The organism is Tenacibaculum larymnensis, from assembly GCF_028829235.1.
Lineage (GTDB): Bacteria > Bacteroidota > Bacteroidia > Flavobacteriales > Flavobacteriaceae > Polaribacter > Polaribacter larymnensis.
Map to the genome: position 1 here is coordinate 226,330 of NZ_JAIWJY010000002.1, position 16,382 is coordinate 242,711.

General features: G+C 31.7%; 12 protein-coding genes. 4 read left to right on the forward strand and 8 right to left on the reverse strand.

Going from position 1 to position 16,382, the window contains the following annotated elements:
- Position 1: 1 nt before the first annotated feature.
- Positions 2–772 carry a tryptophan synthase subunit alpha gene (gene trpA / locus LCI24_RS03890; RefSeq protein WP_274639264.1) on the forward strand — a complete coding sequence of 257 codons (771 nt, stop codon included), beginning with the start codon at positions 2–4 and terminating at the stop codon, positions 770–772.
- Positions 773–840: 68 nt separating this feature from the next.
- On the forward strand, positions 841–4,008 hold the full coding sequence (locus LCI24_RS03895) for a S41 family peptidase (RefSeq protein WP_274639265.1): 3,168 nt from the start codon (positions 841–843) through the stop codon (positions 4,006–4,008).
- An 84-nt stretch (positions 4,009–4,092) separates the two neighbouring features.
- Here the strand turns inward: LCI24_RS03895 and LCI24_RS03900 are convergent, their stop codons facing one another.
- Positions 4,093–4,701: a TonB-dependent receptor plug domain-containing protein gene (locus LCI24_RS03900; RefSeq protein WP_274639266.1), complete on the reverse strand. Its 609-nt coding sequence runs from the start codon at positions 4,699–4,701 to the stop codon at positions 4,093–4,095.
- 139 nt (positions 4,702–4,840) lie between these two features.
- Between LCI24_RS03900 and recQ the strand changes: the two genes are divergently transcribed.
- Both recQ and LCI24_RS03910 read left to right on the forward strand, forming a co-directional pair.
- Positions 4,841–6,946, forward strand: a complete 2,106-nt coding sequence (gene recQ / locus LCI24_RS03905; protein ID WP_420802978.1) for a DNA helicase RecQ — start codon at positions 4,841–4,843, stop codon at positions 6,944–6,946.
- Positions 6,947–6,957: 11 nt separating this feature from the next.
- Positions 6,958–7,677: a hypothetical protein gene (locus tag LCI24_RS03910; RefSeq protein WP_274639267.1), complete on the forward strand. Its 720-nt coding sequence runs from the start codon at positions 6,958–6,960 to the stop codon at positions 7,675–7,677.
- A 38-nt stretch (positions 7,678–7,715) separates the two neighbouring features.
- On the opposite strand, the gene LCI24_RS03915 is transcribed toward LCI24_RS03910, so the two are convergent.
- The 7 genes from LCI24_RS03915 to LCI24_RS03945 form a co-directional block, all read right to left on the reverse strand.
- Positions 7,716–8,336 carry a hypothetical protein gene (locus tag LCI24_RS03915; protein WP_099215996.1) on the reverse strand — a complete coding sequence of 207 codons (621 nt, stop codon included), beginning with the start codon at positions 8,334–8,336 and terminating at the stop codon, positions 7,716–7,718.
- A complete protein-coding gene (locus tag LCI24_RS03920; RefSeq protein WP_274639268.1) occupies positions 8,320–8,802 on the reverse strand; it encodes an RNA polymerase sigma factor in 483 nt (160 codons plus the stop codon). The genes LCI24_RS03915 and LCI24_RS03920 overlap by 17 nt, the downstream gene beginning before the upstream one ends.
- A 130-nt stretch (positions 8,803–8,932) precedes the next feature.
- The gene (locus LCI24_RS03925; protein ID WP_273694834.1) at positions 8,933–9,307 is read right to left on the reverse strand and encodes a hypothetical protein; all 375 of its coding nucleotides are present in this window, start codon (positions 9,305–9,307) and stop codon (positions 8,933–8,935) included.
- A 161-nt stretch (positions 9,308–9,468) separates the two neighbouring features.
- Positions 9,469–10,128: a PQLLE family protein gene (locus LCI24_RS03930; RefSeq protein ID WP_274639269.1), complete on the reverse strand. Its 660-nt coding sequence runs from the start codon at positions 10,126–10,128 to the stop codon at positions 9,469–9,471.
- Positions 10,129–10,339: 211 nt separating this feature from the next.
- Positions 10,340–12,058, reverse strand: a complete 1,719-nt coding sequence (locus LCI24_RS03935; protein WP_274639270.1) for a reverse transcriptase domain-containing protein — start codon at positions 12,056–12,058, stop codon at positions 10,340–10,342.
- 304 nt (positions 12,059–12,362) lie between these two features.
- Positions 12,363–15,803, reverse strand: coding sequence for a methylmalonyl-CoA mutase family protein (locus tag LCI24_RS03940; protein ID WP_274639271.1), 3,441 nt, complete (start codon positions 15,801–15,803; stop codon positions 12,363–12,365).
- A 70-nt stretch (positions 15,804–15,873) separates the two neighbouring features.
- Entirely contained in the window at positions 15,874–16,197 is a 324-nt protein-coding gene (locus tag LCI24_RS03945) for a hypothetical protein (RefSeq protein WP_274639272.1), read from the reverse strand.
- Positions 16,198–16,382 lie beyond the last annotated feature (185 nt).

The following is a 16,382-nucleotide window of genomic DNA, read 5'->3' on the forward strand; positions in this document are numbered from 1 at the left end:
AATGAACTCAATTCAAGATATATTCAATCAAAAAGAAAACGATTTACTATCAATTTTCTTTACAGCAGGTTTTCCAAAATTAGACGATACCACAAAAATTATTACCGAATTAAGTAATAGCGGAGTTAATTTTATAGAAGTAGGTTTGCCATATTCTGATCCGTTAGCTGATGGACCAACTATTCAGTATAGTAGTGATGTAGCATTGAAAAATGGCATGAATCTCGATGTTGTTTTTAAGCAATTAGAGTCGATTAAAGATTCAAATACAACGCCTTTGGTATTAATGGGCTATTTGAACCAAATTATTAAATATGGAGAAGATAAATTCTGTAAAAAAGTAAAAGATTGCGGAATTGACACTGTCATTATTCCTGATTTACCTATGGTTGAATACGAGAACCATTATCAACAGTTATTCAAAAACTACGGAATTACGAATGTGTTTTTAATTACACCGCATACTTCAGATGAACGCATCCGTAAGATAGATTCTTTATCAGATGCTTTTATTTATGTAGTTGCTTCAGCATCTATTACAGGTGCTAAAGGCGAAGTTTCCGAAGAACAAATCAACTACTTTAAAAGAATTCAAGCGATGAATTTACAAAGTAAGTTAATTGTTGGTTTTGGTATTTCAGATCATAAAACATTCTCTACTGCCTGTGAATATGCAAACGGAGCAATTATTGGTTCAGCTTTTATAAAAGAGTTAGAAAAAAAGGGAGTTGAAGGAATTGGTGATTTTGTGAAAACTGTTAAGAACTGTTAATATATTCCTAATTTTATTAGAGTTTTAGTCATAATGAAGTAATTTGGGGATTTAAAAAATCAAACAATATGACTAAAAAGATATTCTTAGGGGTGGCTTTAATAGCAAGTAATTTTTTATTTGCGCAACATACGTTAATTCGTAAGCCTGTGATAAGCCCTGATGCTTCTCAAATGGCATTCAGTTATTATGGCGATATTTGGCTATATAACTTTAACAATCAACAAACAAAAAGGTTAACCATTCATAAAGGTTACGAAAGCAACCCTGTTTGGAGTACAGATGGAACTGAAATTGCATTTTCATCAAATAGAAAAGGAAATGATAATGTATTTGTAACCTCAGTAAAAGGAGGAGTTCCTAAACAGTTAACATATTATCCAACAACAAATACACCTACGGATTGGACAAAAGAAGGAGATATTGTATTTACTACTGGTCGTGTATTAAGAGGCCCAGAGTGGGATAAACAAATGTATGTAGTTAATGAAAAAGGAGAAACACCACGTCGTTTATTAACTGCTTATGGAGAAATGGCTTCCGTATCACCAAATGGAAAATTAATTGCTTTTACCAAAGGAGCGTGTCGTATTGCACGTGAGGATTATGCTGGTTCTGCACAACGTGATATTTGGATATACAATACAGAAACAAATAAATATCACCAAATAACAACAAGTAATAAGAACGATCATTCTCCAGCTTGGGATGCAGCCGGAAATTTATATTATATAGGTGCAAAAAGTGGACGTTATAATATTTATAAGCAAGCAATTTCATCAAATGGAACTGCTAACGGTACAGCTACTCAATTAACGAGACAAGCTAAAGATGGTGTACAGACATTTTCGGTAAGTAACAGCGGGGTAATTGTTTATACTAGTGGAGCTGATACGTTCAAATTAGTAAATGGGAAAACTCAAAAAGTTAATTTAGATATTGTTTCAGACAATCGTTTTGAAGAAGAAGAAACCAAAACAGTTTCAGGAAACATTAGTAATTATGCGGTTTCACCGAATGGTAAAAATGTAGCTTTAGAAATTAATGGAGAAATCTTTGTTAAGGAAAACAATAAGGAAAAGAAGCGTTCAAACAATGTAAGCAAGCATCCTTATAGAGATATTAATCCACAGTGGTTAGACGATAAAACAGTTGTTTTTTCTTCTGATAGAGATGGAGTTTATCAATTGTATAGTACAGTTTCTATAGATACTTTAGTGGGGTTACACCGTAGTTTAAAAACAAAAGTTTCTAAACTAACAAATAGTAAAGAAGATATTGAATATTCCTTAGTTTCTCCTGATGGAAAGAAGATAGCTTACCAGGTAGGAAGAGGAATTTTAATGATTGCTGATGTTAAAAAAGGTAAAATAACAAATGCTAAAGAATACTCTAACTCATGGGCAGCAGCAGAGGGAGTTTCATGGAGTCCAGACAGTAAGTATATAGCGTATTCTCAAGAGGACTTAAATTTTGATAGCGAAATTTTTATTCAATCGATTGAAAAACCATCTACCAAAATGAATGTGTCTATGCATCCAAGAAGTGACCGTAATCCAGTTTGGAGTGCAGACGGAAAAAAGTTAGCATTTTTATCAAACAGAAGCGGAATTAATTATGATGTATGGATGGTTTGGTTGGAAAAATCAGATTGGGAAAAGTCAAAATTAGATCACGAAGAAGGATCTTATTATCCTGAGAAGAAAGAAGAACCTTCTAAAGAGAAAGAAGTAAAAAAAGGAAAGAAAAAGAAGAAAAAAGTAGTTGTAAAAATAGATGAAGATAAAATTTATGATCGCTTAGTACAGGTTACTTCTCTACAGGATAATGAGTATAGCCCTGTGTTTAGTGTTGATAGTGATTTTATATATTTTTCAGCAACTAACCCTGCTACAGAAAAAAGAAGTACATATAAAGTTAAATGGGACGGTAGCAAACCAAAATTAGTTAAAGGTGTAGCCAACGCAAGAAACTTTACTGAAAACAAAGGGAAAATTTACTTTACTTCAAAAGGAAGATTAGCTGAATTAAACACTAAGTCAGATAAAGTAACAAATTTACCACACACTGCTACGTATACTACCTATAGAGACGAAGTTTTTCAGCAGGTTTTTGAAGAAGGTATACGAGCATTAACCGCTGGTTTTTACGATCCAGAATTTCATGGTTATAATTGGAATGCCTTGGTGAAAAAATATAAGCCATGGGTATTGTCAGCAACTACACAACAAGATTACACATATATGTTTAATTTGTTGCTAGGACAATTAAATGCGAGTCATATGGGCTACCGTGGAAGTGCGCCAAGAAATACAAATGATAAGGTTGGAGTATTAGGGTTAGAAGTAGAGAATACTAAAAAAGGAGTTAAGGTTTCTTATGTGTTACCAAATTCAGTGGCAGATAAATCTACGAGTAAATTAAAAGTAGGAGATGTTATTACAGCTGTTAACGGACAAGAAATTAAAAAGAACACGAATTTTTATAGTTTACTAAAGAATACACAATCAAAAGAGATTTTATTGAGTTTAGATAATGGTAAAGATGTAGTGTTACGTCCAGAAAGATCGTTAAGAAAGCTGCAATATGAAGAATGGGTAAATTCTAGAAAGAAGTTGGTAGATGAGTATTCAAATGGTCAATTAGGATATATTCACATTCAAGGAATGAACATGCCAAGTTTTGAACGTTTTGAACGTGAACTAAAAGCAAGTGGGTATGGTAAAAAAGGAATTGTAATTGATGTACGTTATAACGGTGGTGGTTGGACTACAGACCGATTAATGGCAGTGTTAAATGTAGATCAACATGCATATACAGTTCCAAGAGGAGCAGCTAAAAGCTTAAAAAATCATCAAAAATTTAAAGGAAATTATCCATTTAATGAGCGAGCTATTTTATCGGTAAACACAAAGCCTATGGTAGCTTTATGTAATGAAAATAGTTATTCAAATGCAGAGATTTTCTCGCACGCGTTCAAAAATTTAGGCTTAGGGAAATTAGTAGGACAACCAACTTTTGGAGCAGTAATTTCTACAGGAGGTAAACGCCTACAGAACGGATATATTCGTATGCCATTCAGAGCGTGGTATGTGAAAAAATCAGGAAAGAATATGGAGAACGAGGCCCCAGCAGTACCAGATTATTTAGTAAAAAACGCACCAGGATGGAAGGATAGAGGAGAAGACGCTCAATTAAAGAAAGCAGTTGAGGTGTTGTTACAAAATGTTGACTAAAAAACTCTAGTATAAAACAAAAAAACCGAGTTTAAACTCGGTTTTTTTGTTTTATACTAGAGTTATACTCGAAACTAGTTTTTCTTATAGGGTTTTTATTACAATTACTCCATTGGCACCTCTTGATCCATAAACAGCAGTTTCAGGACCTTTTAAAATAGTAATAGATTTTATTAAATTAGGTCTAATTCTCCCAAAAGTTTTCTGGTTAATGTTTGTCCCATTTAAAATAAAAAGAGGGGTAGAATTACCGTTTATAGTTCCATACCCTCTAATTGTAATAACATTTCCAGAAGAAACATTTACACCTGGAATATTGCCTCTTAAATAATCGTAGATTGACCAGAATTGTTTTGGATCGATGTTTTTTTTATTTTCATCAATAGTTAATAAATTTTTGTTTCCTTTTAGGATAATTATTTTAACTTTTTTTTGACCATTGTATTTAACGGTTTTAATACCTATTTTGGGTGAGAAAGCACTTATTTTTTCAGGATTTTTTTTTACTTTTATTTTAAAAATACCTTTTGAATTTGTCCAACTTTTCTGTCTCACATTATCAAAAAGAATAACAGCACCAGAAACAGGTTTATTATTTTTATCTGTAACTTGAATAGTTAATTTTTTGGTTTGAGAGTTAGCAAGAAAACTGAAAGCTATTATAGCAATTAGAAGTAATGTAATTTTTTTCATAATTTTTGTTTTTTAATTTATGAATATATGAAAAAAAATGAAAGATCACTTGATTCGTGTCCTTTTTTTGTTTTTTATTGAGTATAGTATAGTTTTAAGAATATGAATTTAAAGCTTTTTTTATTCCTATTTTTGCCAAATGATGCAGATTACAGAACAAGAATTGTTAGAAAAATTAAAGGTAAATTTTGGATACGATAGTTTTCGTTTAGAGCAACAAGCGATTATAGAAAACATCTTAGCAAAAAAAGACACGTTGGTTATTATGCCAACAGGGGGAGGGAAGTCTATTTGTTATCAACTACCAGCCTTATTTTTTGAAGGTGTTACTTTAGTTATTTCTCCGTTAATAGCCTTGATGAAAGATCAAGTAGATAGTTTAAAAGCAAACGGAATTCCCGCAACTTTTTTTAATAGTAGTCAATCTACCCAAGAACAGCAAGAAGTGTTCGATGCAATAGCTTCAAAAAGCATAAAACTATTATATGTAGCACCAGAAAGTTTATCATTACTCCAAAACGTACTAAACCAATCGTATATAAGTTGCATAGCAGTCGATGAGGCACACTGTATTTCTGCTTGGGGACACGATTTCCGTCCTTCCTACAAACAATTAGCATTTTTGAAAAAGTCGCTACCAGAAACTCCAATTGTAGCCTTAACAGCAACGGCTGATAAAGCTACGCAGCAAGATATTTTAGAACAGTTAGCTGTACCTTATGCTACACAGTTTATTAGTTCTTTTAATAGAGAGAACATCGCTCTAGAAGTGCGTCCTGCGAACGATAGAGTGCAGCAGATCATCAAATTTATTCAGAGAAGACCTAATGAAGCAGGAATTATTTATTGTTTGAGTAGAAAGGCTACAGAGCAACTAGCTAGTAAATTACAACAAAATAACATCGATGCAAAAGCGTATCATGCTGGATTATCATTTGAAGAAAGAGCTCAAACACAAGAAGATTTTATCAAAGATGATTGCGAGGTAATTTGTGCTACCATTGCTTTTGGAATGGGAATTGACAAATCGAATGTTCGTTGGGTAATTCATTATAACATGCCTAAAAATATAGAAGGCTATTATCAAGAAATTGGACGTTCAGGTCGTGATGGATTACCAGCAAAGGCTTTATTATTTCATAGTTATGCAGATGTTATTCAGTTACGCCAGTTTATAGAAAATACAGGAAATAAAGAAGTGCAAGAGGCAAAATTAGAACGTATGAAGCAGTTTGCAGAAGCTACAGTTTGCCGAAGAAAGATACTGTTGAGTTATTTTGGTGAACTGATAGAAGAAAATTGTGGAAACTGTGACGTGTGTAAAAACCCGCCTCAGTTTTTTGATGGAACTGTTATTGCGCAAAAAGGACTCTCGGCTATTTATCGATTACAAGGAAAAGAAGCTATGGGAACCGTAATTGATGTATTAAGAGGAGCCAAAAATGCGACTGTCTTAGATAAGAATTACGATAAGCTAAAAACCTATGGTGTAGGGAATGATATTTCTTGGAGAGATTGGCAACATTATTTAATTCAGTTAACCAATCAAGGGTATTGTCAAATTGCTTTTCATTTAAATAATAGTTTGCAACTAACTGAGTTTTCAAATAAAGTGCTTTTTGAGGGTGAAAAAGTACAATTAACAACACCAGTAGAGCTTACAAAAGAAGTAAAAACGGTAACAAAAGAGAAAAAGAAAAAAGCAGTTAAGGATACGTTATTTGAACGTTTGCGAAAGCTACGTTATCGCATTGCTCAAGAAGAAGATATTGCAGCCTATTTGGTGTTTAATGATGCGACTCTTAGAGAAATAGAAAATGAAAGACCAGAATCTGACGAAGAGTTTTTAGCAATTAGTGGAGTAGGGCAACGAAAACTAGAAGTTTATGGGACTGAGTTTATGGAAGAGATTAAAACTTTTTTAAACGAAAAGAAACGAACTAAAAAAGACACTACTTTAGAAACGTTTAAGTTGTATAAAGAAGGGTTTACGGTTGATGAAATAGCTGAAAATCGAGGATTAAAATCTACCACCATTTTTTCTCATTTATCCAAGCTATATTTAGAAGGAAAAGACGTGAGTTTAGATGAATTTATAGAAGCGGATACCTTAACGTTAGTAGCAAACGCAAAAAAAGTTTTGAAAAATGAAACCGCTTTAAAACCCTATTTTGAGTTTTTAGGAGAAAAAGTTCCGTATGAAAAAATACGAGTAGGATTAACTATTTTACAAAGGAAGCGATAAGTTTATTACATATGAGTAAAGAAAACTTTCCTACAGAATCTAAATCAGATGAAGTTTCAAGACTGCAAGAGAGAATTAAAAACCTTGAGACTGAAATTGCTTCCGTTGAAACTAAGTTATTTCCTTTTGAACAATCATTACGTAATGAGATTTCTGATTTACTTGTAGAAGAAAGGGAGTTGGTTATGTTGTTTAAGCAACAAAAAAAAGCTAAGAAAGAAAAAAGGTTAGCACAAAAAAGAAAAGGTAAAAATTATAAGGAAGTTATTCAAGTCGTTCCTGTTTCAAAAGAACGAGTAACACAAGAAAGAGAGCATCAAAAAGAGAAGAAAAGATTGTATAAAGAGGCAATGTTGTATGTACACCCTGATAAATTTTCGATGCAAGAAAACGAACAACAAAAAGCGACAGAAACTACTACAAAACTTATTGAAATATACCAGAACGGAAGTTTAGAAGAGTTAGAAGCTTTTCATGCGCATATTTTTGGAGGTAATACGACTATATGTTTCGATAAAGATATTTCGCTCATTCAAAAAACAACCAATAGTACTTCATATTTAGTAAAAGAAGTTGAGCGATTAGAAAAAGTATTGAATGATTTATTAGAGAGTTATACGTATAAAGTTTTAACAACCTATGAAAATCCAATGTCATTTGTAGCCGAATTGAAAACCTATTACGATGATAGAATTTTTAAACTTCGTAAACGAACCAGAACAAAAAAATAAACCAGAATTATAAAAGAATAATTCTGGTTTATGGTTGATTAAGAATTTTTTAATTCTTCCAATTCTTTAATAATGTCATCGAGCTTTGAAATAAGGCTGTGATATAAAACTTTGGTTGAAATGGTATATACAAAATAACCAATCATTGCAGTAGCTATAGCTACCATAAGTCCAACGCTTAAGATGCCTATAAAGGAAGTTTCGCTAGAAATATAGTTCGATAAAAAGCTTTGCTCTTTTACCCCATAGGCCAATGCGAAAATTGATACAATGGCTAGAGGAATAGCAAAAATAAATAACTTTTTTGTGGCTTTAGATACCGAGTTAATTACACTTCTGTAATTTTTTAAATATGTTAGGTTGTCAGATTTAACATCAATGGTTTTAAATCTTTTTAACAATCTTGTATTAAAAAAGTACAAACTCAAGATTAAAAAAGCGCCGTAAGCTGCAATAATAGTTTCAGATAAAAGGATACCCCCAATAACTACAATTCCTGCCATAGGAAGTAACCCTTTATTGTCAAACTCGTAGGTTCTTCTAATCTTGTTAATGACTGATTTAGACTTCTGGTTGTATATATCGTTAATTTTTGGAGCTATTAATGATTGTTCGTTAACAAAAGCTTCATTCCACCTTTTTTCAATTGATTTTTCCATCTAATAATATTTTTAATTGTTTTTTAATTCTGTTAATACGTACTGCAATATTGTTAGCGCTAGTTCCAATAATTGCAGCGATTTCTTTGTAAGGATTTTCTTCTAAATGCAGTAAAATTATCGCTCTGTCGACTTCAGATAATTTTTTAATAGCATCGTATAACAAGTTTAAATCTTCGTTTTGAAAAGCTTTATTATCCTCTGATAAATTAGGAGTTTTCTCTAAAGAATATTCTTTTTTAGCATTTCTCTTCGCTAAGGTTAAACAAACATTTAGCGTAATCCTGTATATCCAAGTAGACCATTTTGACTTGTGCTGGAAAGCATCTCTACTCTTCCATATTTGTAAACAAGCCTCTTGATAAAAGTCTTCAAAATCTTCTTGAGAGTCCGTATAAGCTCTACATATTTTAATAATAATACCAGCATGTGGTAAAATGGATGTTATATAAAAATCGTTACTCAAAATTTGGTTTTCTTGATATGTATTCTGAAAAGTAAAATTATTACAAGAAAGTTTAATTTTTTTTGAAAATAAAAAACCTTACAAAATTAATTGTAAGGGTAATAAAATGTTTTTCGTGTAATAATAGAATTTAAAAATTGGTAATAGGAAACCTTTTTATATGAAGTGGATTACCTACTGGGCCTTTAACTCCCGATTGAAAATTATCGTTAAGTACAATTTGGTTGTTCATTTTTAATTGAATTTGAGCAGTACCAAACCATCCCCAATCATCACAATCAATAGATACAGTTAACATCCCCATTGAAGGATGTAGGTCTATTAATTCTATAATTCCCCAATCTGTAAAATTATTTGGGTTATTAGAAACTAACTCAAGGCTATGCTGCTTAGTCCCGAAATGTTTAATATTCTTTGTAGGGTCTTTTAAATGTTTACCAAACGCCATTCCGTTTAATTGGATAGTCATTTTACCAGATGTAATAAAATATAATTGTGCACTCATATTTATGTTATTTGATTAGAGAACATTAAAGTATGCTATGCTTATTATTCGTTTTCAAGGAAAAAGACTGTTTTTAGTAGGAGCAAAATCTTTTTATATATAAAAACCTTACTTATTTTTAAGTAAGGCTTTTATAGTTTAAGAAATATTTGTTTTAAGGTTTAGCTTCTTACAAACTTACCTATTGATTCTAAAAGTTGTGGGTTGTCTTCTAGTGCTATTTTAGCTACTGCATAAAATTCACTCATCCAATCGTCTATTTCGCTAAAGGCTTTGTCTTTTGCTTTTGTTGCATCTTGACTTTCTCCTTTTTCTTGTAAATAGGTTGCTCTTGCTAGTTCTAAGTTGGTTATTTGTTGGGTGGTGTTATTTACTTCTTCTATAGTTATTTTTAATCGTAAGAGTTTTGTTTGAATGTCTGTGTCGTTGGTTACGACTGTGTAAAACTTTTTAACTACTTCTAACCATTTAATATAAGCGGTTGGTAAGCTACCTGTTAAGGCTAGTTTGCTTAGTGTGGTTGGGTCTTTTCTAAAAATTACTTTTGCTTTTTTTCTGTGAAGACTGTATGTTTTTGCAAGATTTTCTTTTTGGGTAGCAAAGTCGTTGTAGGCTTCTGAGGTTTCGTCGTCTTCTTTTTTGTTAAAGTCGAAGGCTTCTCTTGTTTTTGTGAGTAGGTTTTTACCTTCTGTTAGGGTTGTTTCGTCGTAACCAAATTCTGCCATAATGGTGGCTATTTCTGTTTGTGTTGTTACGTTTTCGAGTGCTACTCTGTACTGTTCTAAGGTTTCTGCCTCAGAGAATGTTCTTTTTGTTGCCATTTTTGCAAATTTTTTAATTATTAATTTATTGCGTTTTCCTTACGGATGTTTGCCTATTTCTTATAAGTGTTTGAGCGTTCCTTATACTTCTTTTTCTTTTCCTTATGGCTTGTGGTATGCTCCTTATAGTTTATGTTGTGTTCCTTAACGGCTTTTTTGTATTTTCTGTTGTTGGTTTTGAGTGATTTACTGGTTTAGTGGTGTTTTTAGTTTAGTTTAAAGTGTTTATTTGAGTTATTATGTTTTGAATTTCATCAAAAATTATTCTAAAACTATCTACATTGACTCTTTTAAATCGTTCATCTTTATTTAAAATATTTTTAGCAAAATCCTTTTTACTCAAAGCATAGCTTTTATCTTTTTTATCAAAAACCCCACTATCAATTATTGATTGTGAGCTTTTCAATTTTTTAAAGCTTTGCGTGTATTTTAGTTCTGGGTCTTTCTTGTGTAAACCGGTTTCATGGTCAAATTCATTACTTAAAAAAAGTCTTCTATTATTCTTGTCTTTTATTTTTAAGTCATCGTCTTTATAATAATGCTCAATGCATAGTTTGCTAATATTCCTATGCTTAGGTTGAGGTAAGTAAAAACTATAAACAATGTTATTAAAGTTTTTGTAAGTATAGCCAGTATTAGGTCTAAATTGACCTAAGCTGTTTAAATTGTCAGAATCAAAAATTCCAATGATAGGTGTTTTTTCTTTAGATAAGAGGTAAGCCTCTAAGATATGTTTAAGTTTATTGTCTCCTACTGTATAATTTTCATCGTAATCTACAATTTCAATATTTTTTTTAAGGTTGTCTAGTTTGTAATCGTAAACTGATAAAGAATTCAACGCATGTTGTAAATGTATCCAATCTGTATTACCTTCTGTAAAAACTCTAATTTTTTTTCCATCATAATTAAGATACTTATTTAGAGAGTTGTCTGGTTTTAACTTCTCAAACTTTTTGAGTAAACTTAAAAATAAATTGTCTGTTTTTCCTCTAATATCAGAAATAAACAATAGTTTACCTTCTACTATATTTATGAATAGATTAGTGTTATGAGATTTGTTTTTATGAGGTCTTTTTTTGAAATGCTGTATTGTAGCAATTTCGAGTCCATTCACATCCCATGAGTGAAGCATAGCTCTGACTTGTTTTAGAAACCTTTTTTTTACATTTACTTTTTTATTAACAGTTAAACCTGTTACATATTGATGTTGAAAATGTCTTCTTAAAGTTACTTTTTTGGTGTTAATCTTAAAACCATTTTCATCTATAGTTTTTTTAATTAGTTTGCTTAATATAAAATTCCCTTTTTTTATTTTTCCAATTTTCTTAGGAATCCTTTTGAGGTTAGTAGAAAACGTTATGTCATCTGAATAACGACTATAATAACATTTATTTGTCTTAGATATAAACTTCAGTTCATTATCTAACTTCCTTGTAATTAAATTTGAGATTATTGGAGAGCAAGGGCTTCCTTGAGGAAGTTTATTATCATGGCAACATAATTGAGCAAGAATTGTAGACACTTCATCATTGAAATTAAAAGGATGTGACTTGAACATTCCTCTAACTCGACCAAAGTTTATACTTTCAAAAAAATTACATAAATCTATATTTATAACAAATTTTTGTTTAGTGTGTATTTTGGCATTAGTTTTTATTCCTTTCTTTTTGACATAACTATGAACGTGCTTTTTTACTTGATAATTATCAGTTAAAGCAAGAGCAATTTTTTTTTGTATTAATTTAAGAGAAGGTATAGGAGATAATATTATTCTATTACTTCCATTCTTTTTTTTGATTGTAAATTCGTGATACTTTTTTTCAATGCTGTAGGCATTAAAATTTAATTTTTTTATAGAAATACCTAGATAATCTGCTAATTCATTTTTTGAGTTTATATCGAGGAAATTAATTGAAGAAAAAGAGCTCATGGTAATTCTACTTTAGCTACACCAAATGATAAAATAAAGGTGTATTTTAAATAATATATAATTCTATAGAAATAATTAAATATTAAAAGAATTAAAATTAAATGAAAATATAACAGATATAAAAGTTTTTAAATAACTGTTTTAAAGAAGGAAATCCATTCCAAATATGCTGCTGAAACGCGCGCAAAATCAATAGTACCATGAGCAATATTTTTTATAAAAATATAAAATAATTTTACTCTATCAAAAAAACCTCACAGAGATTTCTGTGAGGCTTTAAATATTTATCTAAAGGCATTGCCTTTTACATGTTTCGTCTATATTGACCACCAACTTCAAATAAAGCAGAGGTAATTTGACCTAACGAACAAACTTTGGTAGCATCCATTAATTTTTCAAAAAGATTTTGATTGTTAATAGCAGCAGATTGCATTTCAGATAAAAGTTGTTCTATTTTATCTTCATGTGCTTTGTTTAAGTTTTCTTTCGTTTTGATTTGGAATTGTTTTTCCTCTTCTGTTGCACGAATCACTTCTTGTGGAGTTACTGTTGGAGACCCTTTAGAACTTAAGAAAGTGTTTACCCCAATAATTGGGAATTCACCTGTGTGTTTTAAGGTTTCGTAGTATAAACTCTCTTCTTGAATTTTAGAACGTTGGTACATGGTTTCCATTGCTCCTAACACACCACCACGTTCTGTAATCCTATCGAATTCAGTTAATACCGCTTCTTCAACTAAATCAGTTAATTCTTCAATAATAAATGAACCTTGGATAGGATTCTCGTTTTTAGCCAATCCTAATTCTTTATTAATAATTAGCTGAATTGCCATCGCACGACGTACAGACTCTTCTGTTGGTGTTGTAATCGCTTCGTCATAGGCATTTGTGTGTAACGAGTTACAGTTGTCGTAAATTGCATATAACGCCTGTAATGTTGTACGAATATCATTAAAATCAATTTCCTGAGCGTGTAATGAACGACCAGAAGTTTGAATATGATACTTTAACATTTGAGCTCTAGGGTTTGCACCATATTTATGTTTTAAAGCTTTTGCCCAAATTTTACGAGCTACACGACCAATTACAGCATATTCAGGATCGATACCATTAGAGAAGAAGAATGATAAGTTTGGACCAAACTTATTAATATCCATTCCTCTTGATAAGTAGTATTCTACGTAGGTAAATCCGTTTGCCAACGTTAAGGCTAACTGTGTAATTGGATTAGCACCTGCTTCAGCAATATGATACCCTGAAATAGATACAGAGTAGAAATTACGGACATTTTTCTCAATAAAGTATTCTTGTACATCACCCATTAAACGTAAGGCGAATTCAGTAGAGAAAATACACGTGTTTTGTGCTTGGTCTTCTTTTAAAATATCTGCTTGAACCGTACCACGTACTTGTGCTAAGGTATTTGCTTTAATTTCAGCGTATACATCCGCAGGTAAAATTTGATCACCAGTAATACCTAATAACAATAATCCTAACCCATCATTACCTTCAGGAAGTTCGCCGTTATATCTTGGACGCTCTAAACCTTTATCGTCGTATAATTCTTTAAGTTTTGCTTCTACCTTTTTCTCTAACTTGTGTTCTTTGATGTACTTTTCACAATTTTGATCAATTGCAGCATTCATAAAGAATCCTAATAACATTGGAGCAGGACCGTTGATGGTCATAGAAACCGAAGTCATTGCATGACTTAAATCAAAACCAGAGTATAATTTTTTAGCATCGTCTAAACAACAAATAGATACTCCTGCGTTACCAATTTTACCGTAAATATCAGGTCTGTGTCCTGGATCATTACCATATAAAGTAACCGAATCAAAAGCAGTAGATAAACGCTTTGCAGGCATACCTAAACTTACATAGTGGAAACGACGGTTGGTACGTTCAGGTCCACCTTCACCAGCAAACATACGTGTTGGATCTTCTCCCGTACGTTTAAAAGGATATAATCCTGAAGCATAAGGGAACTCTCCTGGTACGTTTTCTTGTAAATTCCAACGTAATAAATCACCCCAAGCTTGATATTTTGGTAAAGCTACTTTCGGAATTTGTGTGTGTGAAAGTGATTCTGTGTGTGTTTCTATTTTAATCTCCTTATCACGTACTTTAAACGAGTATATAGGGTCTTTGTATTTTTTTACTTTGTCTTGCCAGTTTAAAATAACTTCCCAGTTATACGGGTCAAGATTTAGTTTTACTTTATCAAATTGAGCAAATAATAATTTTACAAATGGTTGCTCTTCCTCTTGAACTTGTTTCTGAATTTCATCTTGGTCAATTCCGTTTTTGGTAAGGAATGATTCTGTTACTTCGTTTGGAATAACAGATAAGATGGTTTGATAGATTCCGTATAGTTTCTGAGCTACTTTTTCTTGCTCATCAACTTTTTTATCGTAAGCGCGGTTGTTTTCTGAGATTTCAGATAAATAGCGCGTTCTACTTGGTGGAATTACAAAAATCTTTTCAGACATTTCTTTTGTAATTTCAAAAGTAGATTGTAAATCAGCTCCAGTTTTTTCAACTAACTTATCCATAATCGCTTTGTATAGCGAATTCATTCCTGGATCGTTGAATTGAGATGCAATCGTACCAAAAACAGGCATGTCATCCATATGAACATCCCATAAATTGTTGTTACGCATGTATTGCTTTTTTACATCACGTAAAGCATCTAAAGCTCCTCTTTTATCAAATTTGTTAATAGCTACTAAATCAGCAAAATCAAGCATGTCGATTTTTTCTAACTGTGTAGCCGCACCAAATTCAGGTGTCATTACATATAACGAAGTATCAGAGTGCTCAATAATTTCAGTATCTGATTGTCCAATACCTGAAGTTTCTAAAATAATTAAATCAAATTCTGCAGCTTTTAAAACTTCAACTGCTTCATTTACATATTTAGATAAAGCTAAGTTTGATTGACGAGTTGCTAACGAACGCATATACACACGTTCATTGTTAATAGCATTCATACGAATACGGTCTCCTAATAAAGCGCCACCTGTTTTTCTTTTTGAAGGATCCACAGAGATTAATCCGATAGTTTTTTCTGGGAAATCAATTAAGAAACGACGAACTAATTCGTCCACTAAACTCGATTTACCAGCACCACCTGTACCTGTAATTCCTAAAACAGGGGTTTTAGAATTTTTATTTTTTTCGTGAATAGCATCTAAAGCGTCTTTAGCAACTTCTGGGAAGTTTTCCGCAGCAGAAATTACACGTGCAATACTACCAACTTCTTTATCTGCTAATTTGTTTACTTCACCATTTAGTGAATCTCCGATAGCAAAGTCTGATTGTTGCACTAAATCGTTAATCATTCCTTGTAATCCTAATTCACGACCATCATCAGGTGAATAAATACGAGTAATTCCGTAGTCCATCAATTCTTTGATTTCCTCAGGTAGAATTACTCCACCGCCGCCACCAAATATTTTAATATGTCCAGCTCCTTTTTCTTGCAATAAATCGTACATGTACTTAAAGTACTCATTATGTCCACCTTGATACGAAGTCATAGCAATAGCATTCGCATCCTCTTGAATAGCACAGTTAACCACTTCTTCCACACTTCTATCATGCCCTAAGTGAATCACTTCAACCCCGGTAGATTGAATAATTCGGCGCATAATATTAATGGCAGCATCGTGTCCGTCAAATAAGGAAGCTGCGGTTACAATTCGTACTTTGTGTTTAGGTTTATAGGGAGTTATTTGTTCCATTCGTAAATTGTCTTAATTTTCGGGTACGCAATTTACGGAAATCTTAAAAAATAGCAGGATGTTTTAACAATTATAAATAGGATAGGAACGCCCACCTTTTTCGAGTAGTGATATAATCTAAATTATGTTCGTTTTGGTAGGCCTCACGTTCAAAACTTAAATTACTATAAGCTTTTGAGGTGTTACGGTAAGTTAATAGCTTGATAAACCATTCTAAAAAATAAAATAGATAGAAGAAAACAATCAATAATTCTAATTGTTGTTTTAAATGAATTTTTTCATGGTTTATTAAAACAGGATCACCTTTTAAATCTTCTCTTTTTAAAAAGATAAAAGGATACAATGTCATTCCAGAAAATCCTTTTGGTATTATATGTTTTGAAATAAATATCATAAACCCGTTCATGCAATAAACTTACCAAAGGTACAATTTATTGTTAGCACAACAGAAAAAATACAAAAAGAAGAAAAATTTATACTTTTTAAAGATGCAGTTTTTAACAGTATAAACTTATATTTGTGCAAACTTCAAAGAAGATGGATTTTTTAACTTTAAAATATAAAAAGAGGATTGAAGCT

Coding starts and splice junctions, on each gene's coding strand:
- trpA (WP_274639264.1), top strand. CDS start 2: ATGAACTCAATTCAAGATATATTCAATCAAAAAGAAAACGATTTACTA.
- LCI24_RS03895 (WP_274639265.1), top strand. CDS start 841: ATGACTAAAAAGATATTCTTAGGGGTGGCTTTAATAGCAAGTAATTTT.
- LCI24_RS03900 (WP_274639266.1), bottom strand. CDS start 4,701: ATGAAAAAAATTACATTACTTCTAATTGCTATAATAGCTTTCAGTTTT.
- recQ (WP_420802978.1), top strand. CDS start 4,841: ATGATGCAGATTACAGAACAAGAATTGTTAGAAAAATTAAAGGTAAAT.
- LCI24_RS03910 (WP_274639267.1), top strand. CDS start 6,958: ATGAGTAAAGAAAACTTTCCTACAGAATCTAAATCAGATGAAGTTTCA.
- LCI24_RS03915 (WP_099215996.1), bottom strand. CDS start 8,336: ATGGAAAAATCAATTGAAAAAAGGTGGAATGAAGCTTTTGTTAACGAA.
- LCI24_RS03925 (WP_273694834.1), bottom strand. CDS start 9,307: ATGAGTGCACAATTATATTTTATTACATCTGGTAAAATGACTATCCAA.
- LCI24_RS03930 (WP_274639269.1), bottom strand. CDS start 10,128: ATGGCAACAAAAAGAACATTCTCTGAGGCAGAAACCTTAGAACAGTAC.
- LCI24_RS03935 (WP_274639270.1), bottom strand. CDS start 12,058: ATGAGCTCTTTTTCTTCAATTAATTTCCTCGATATAAACTCAAAAAAT.
- LCI24_RS03940 (WP_274639271.1), bottom strand. CDS start 15,803: ATGGAACAAATAACTCCCTATAAACCTAAACACAAAGTACGAATTGTA.
- LCI24_RS03945 (WP_274639272.1), bottom strand. CDS start 16,197: ATGATATTTATTTCAAAACATATAATACCAAAAGGATTTTCTGGAATG.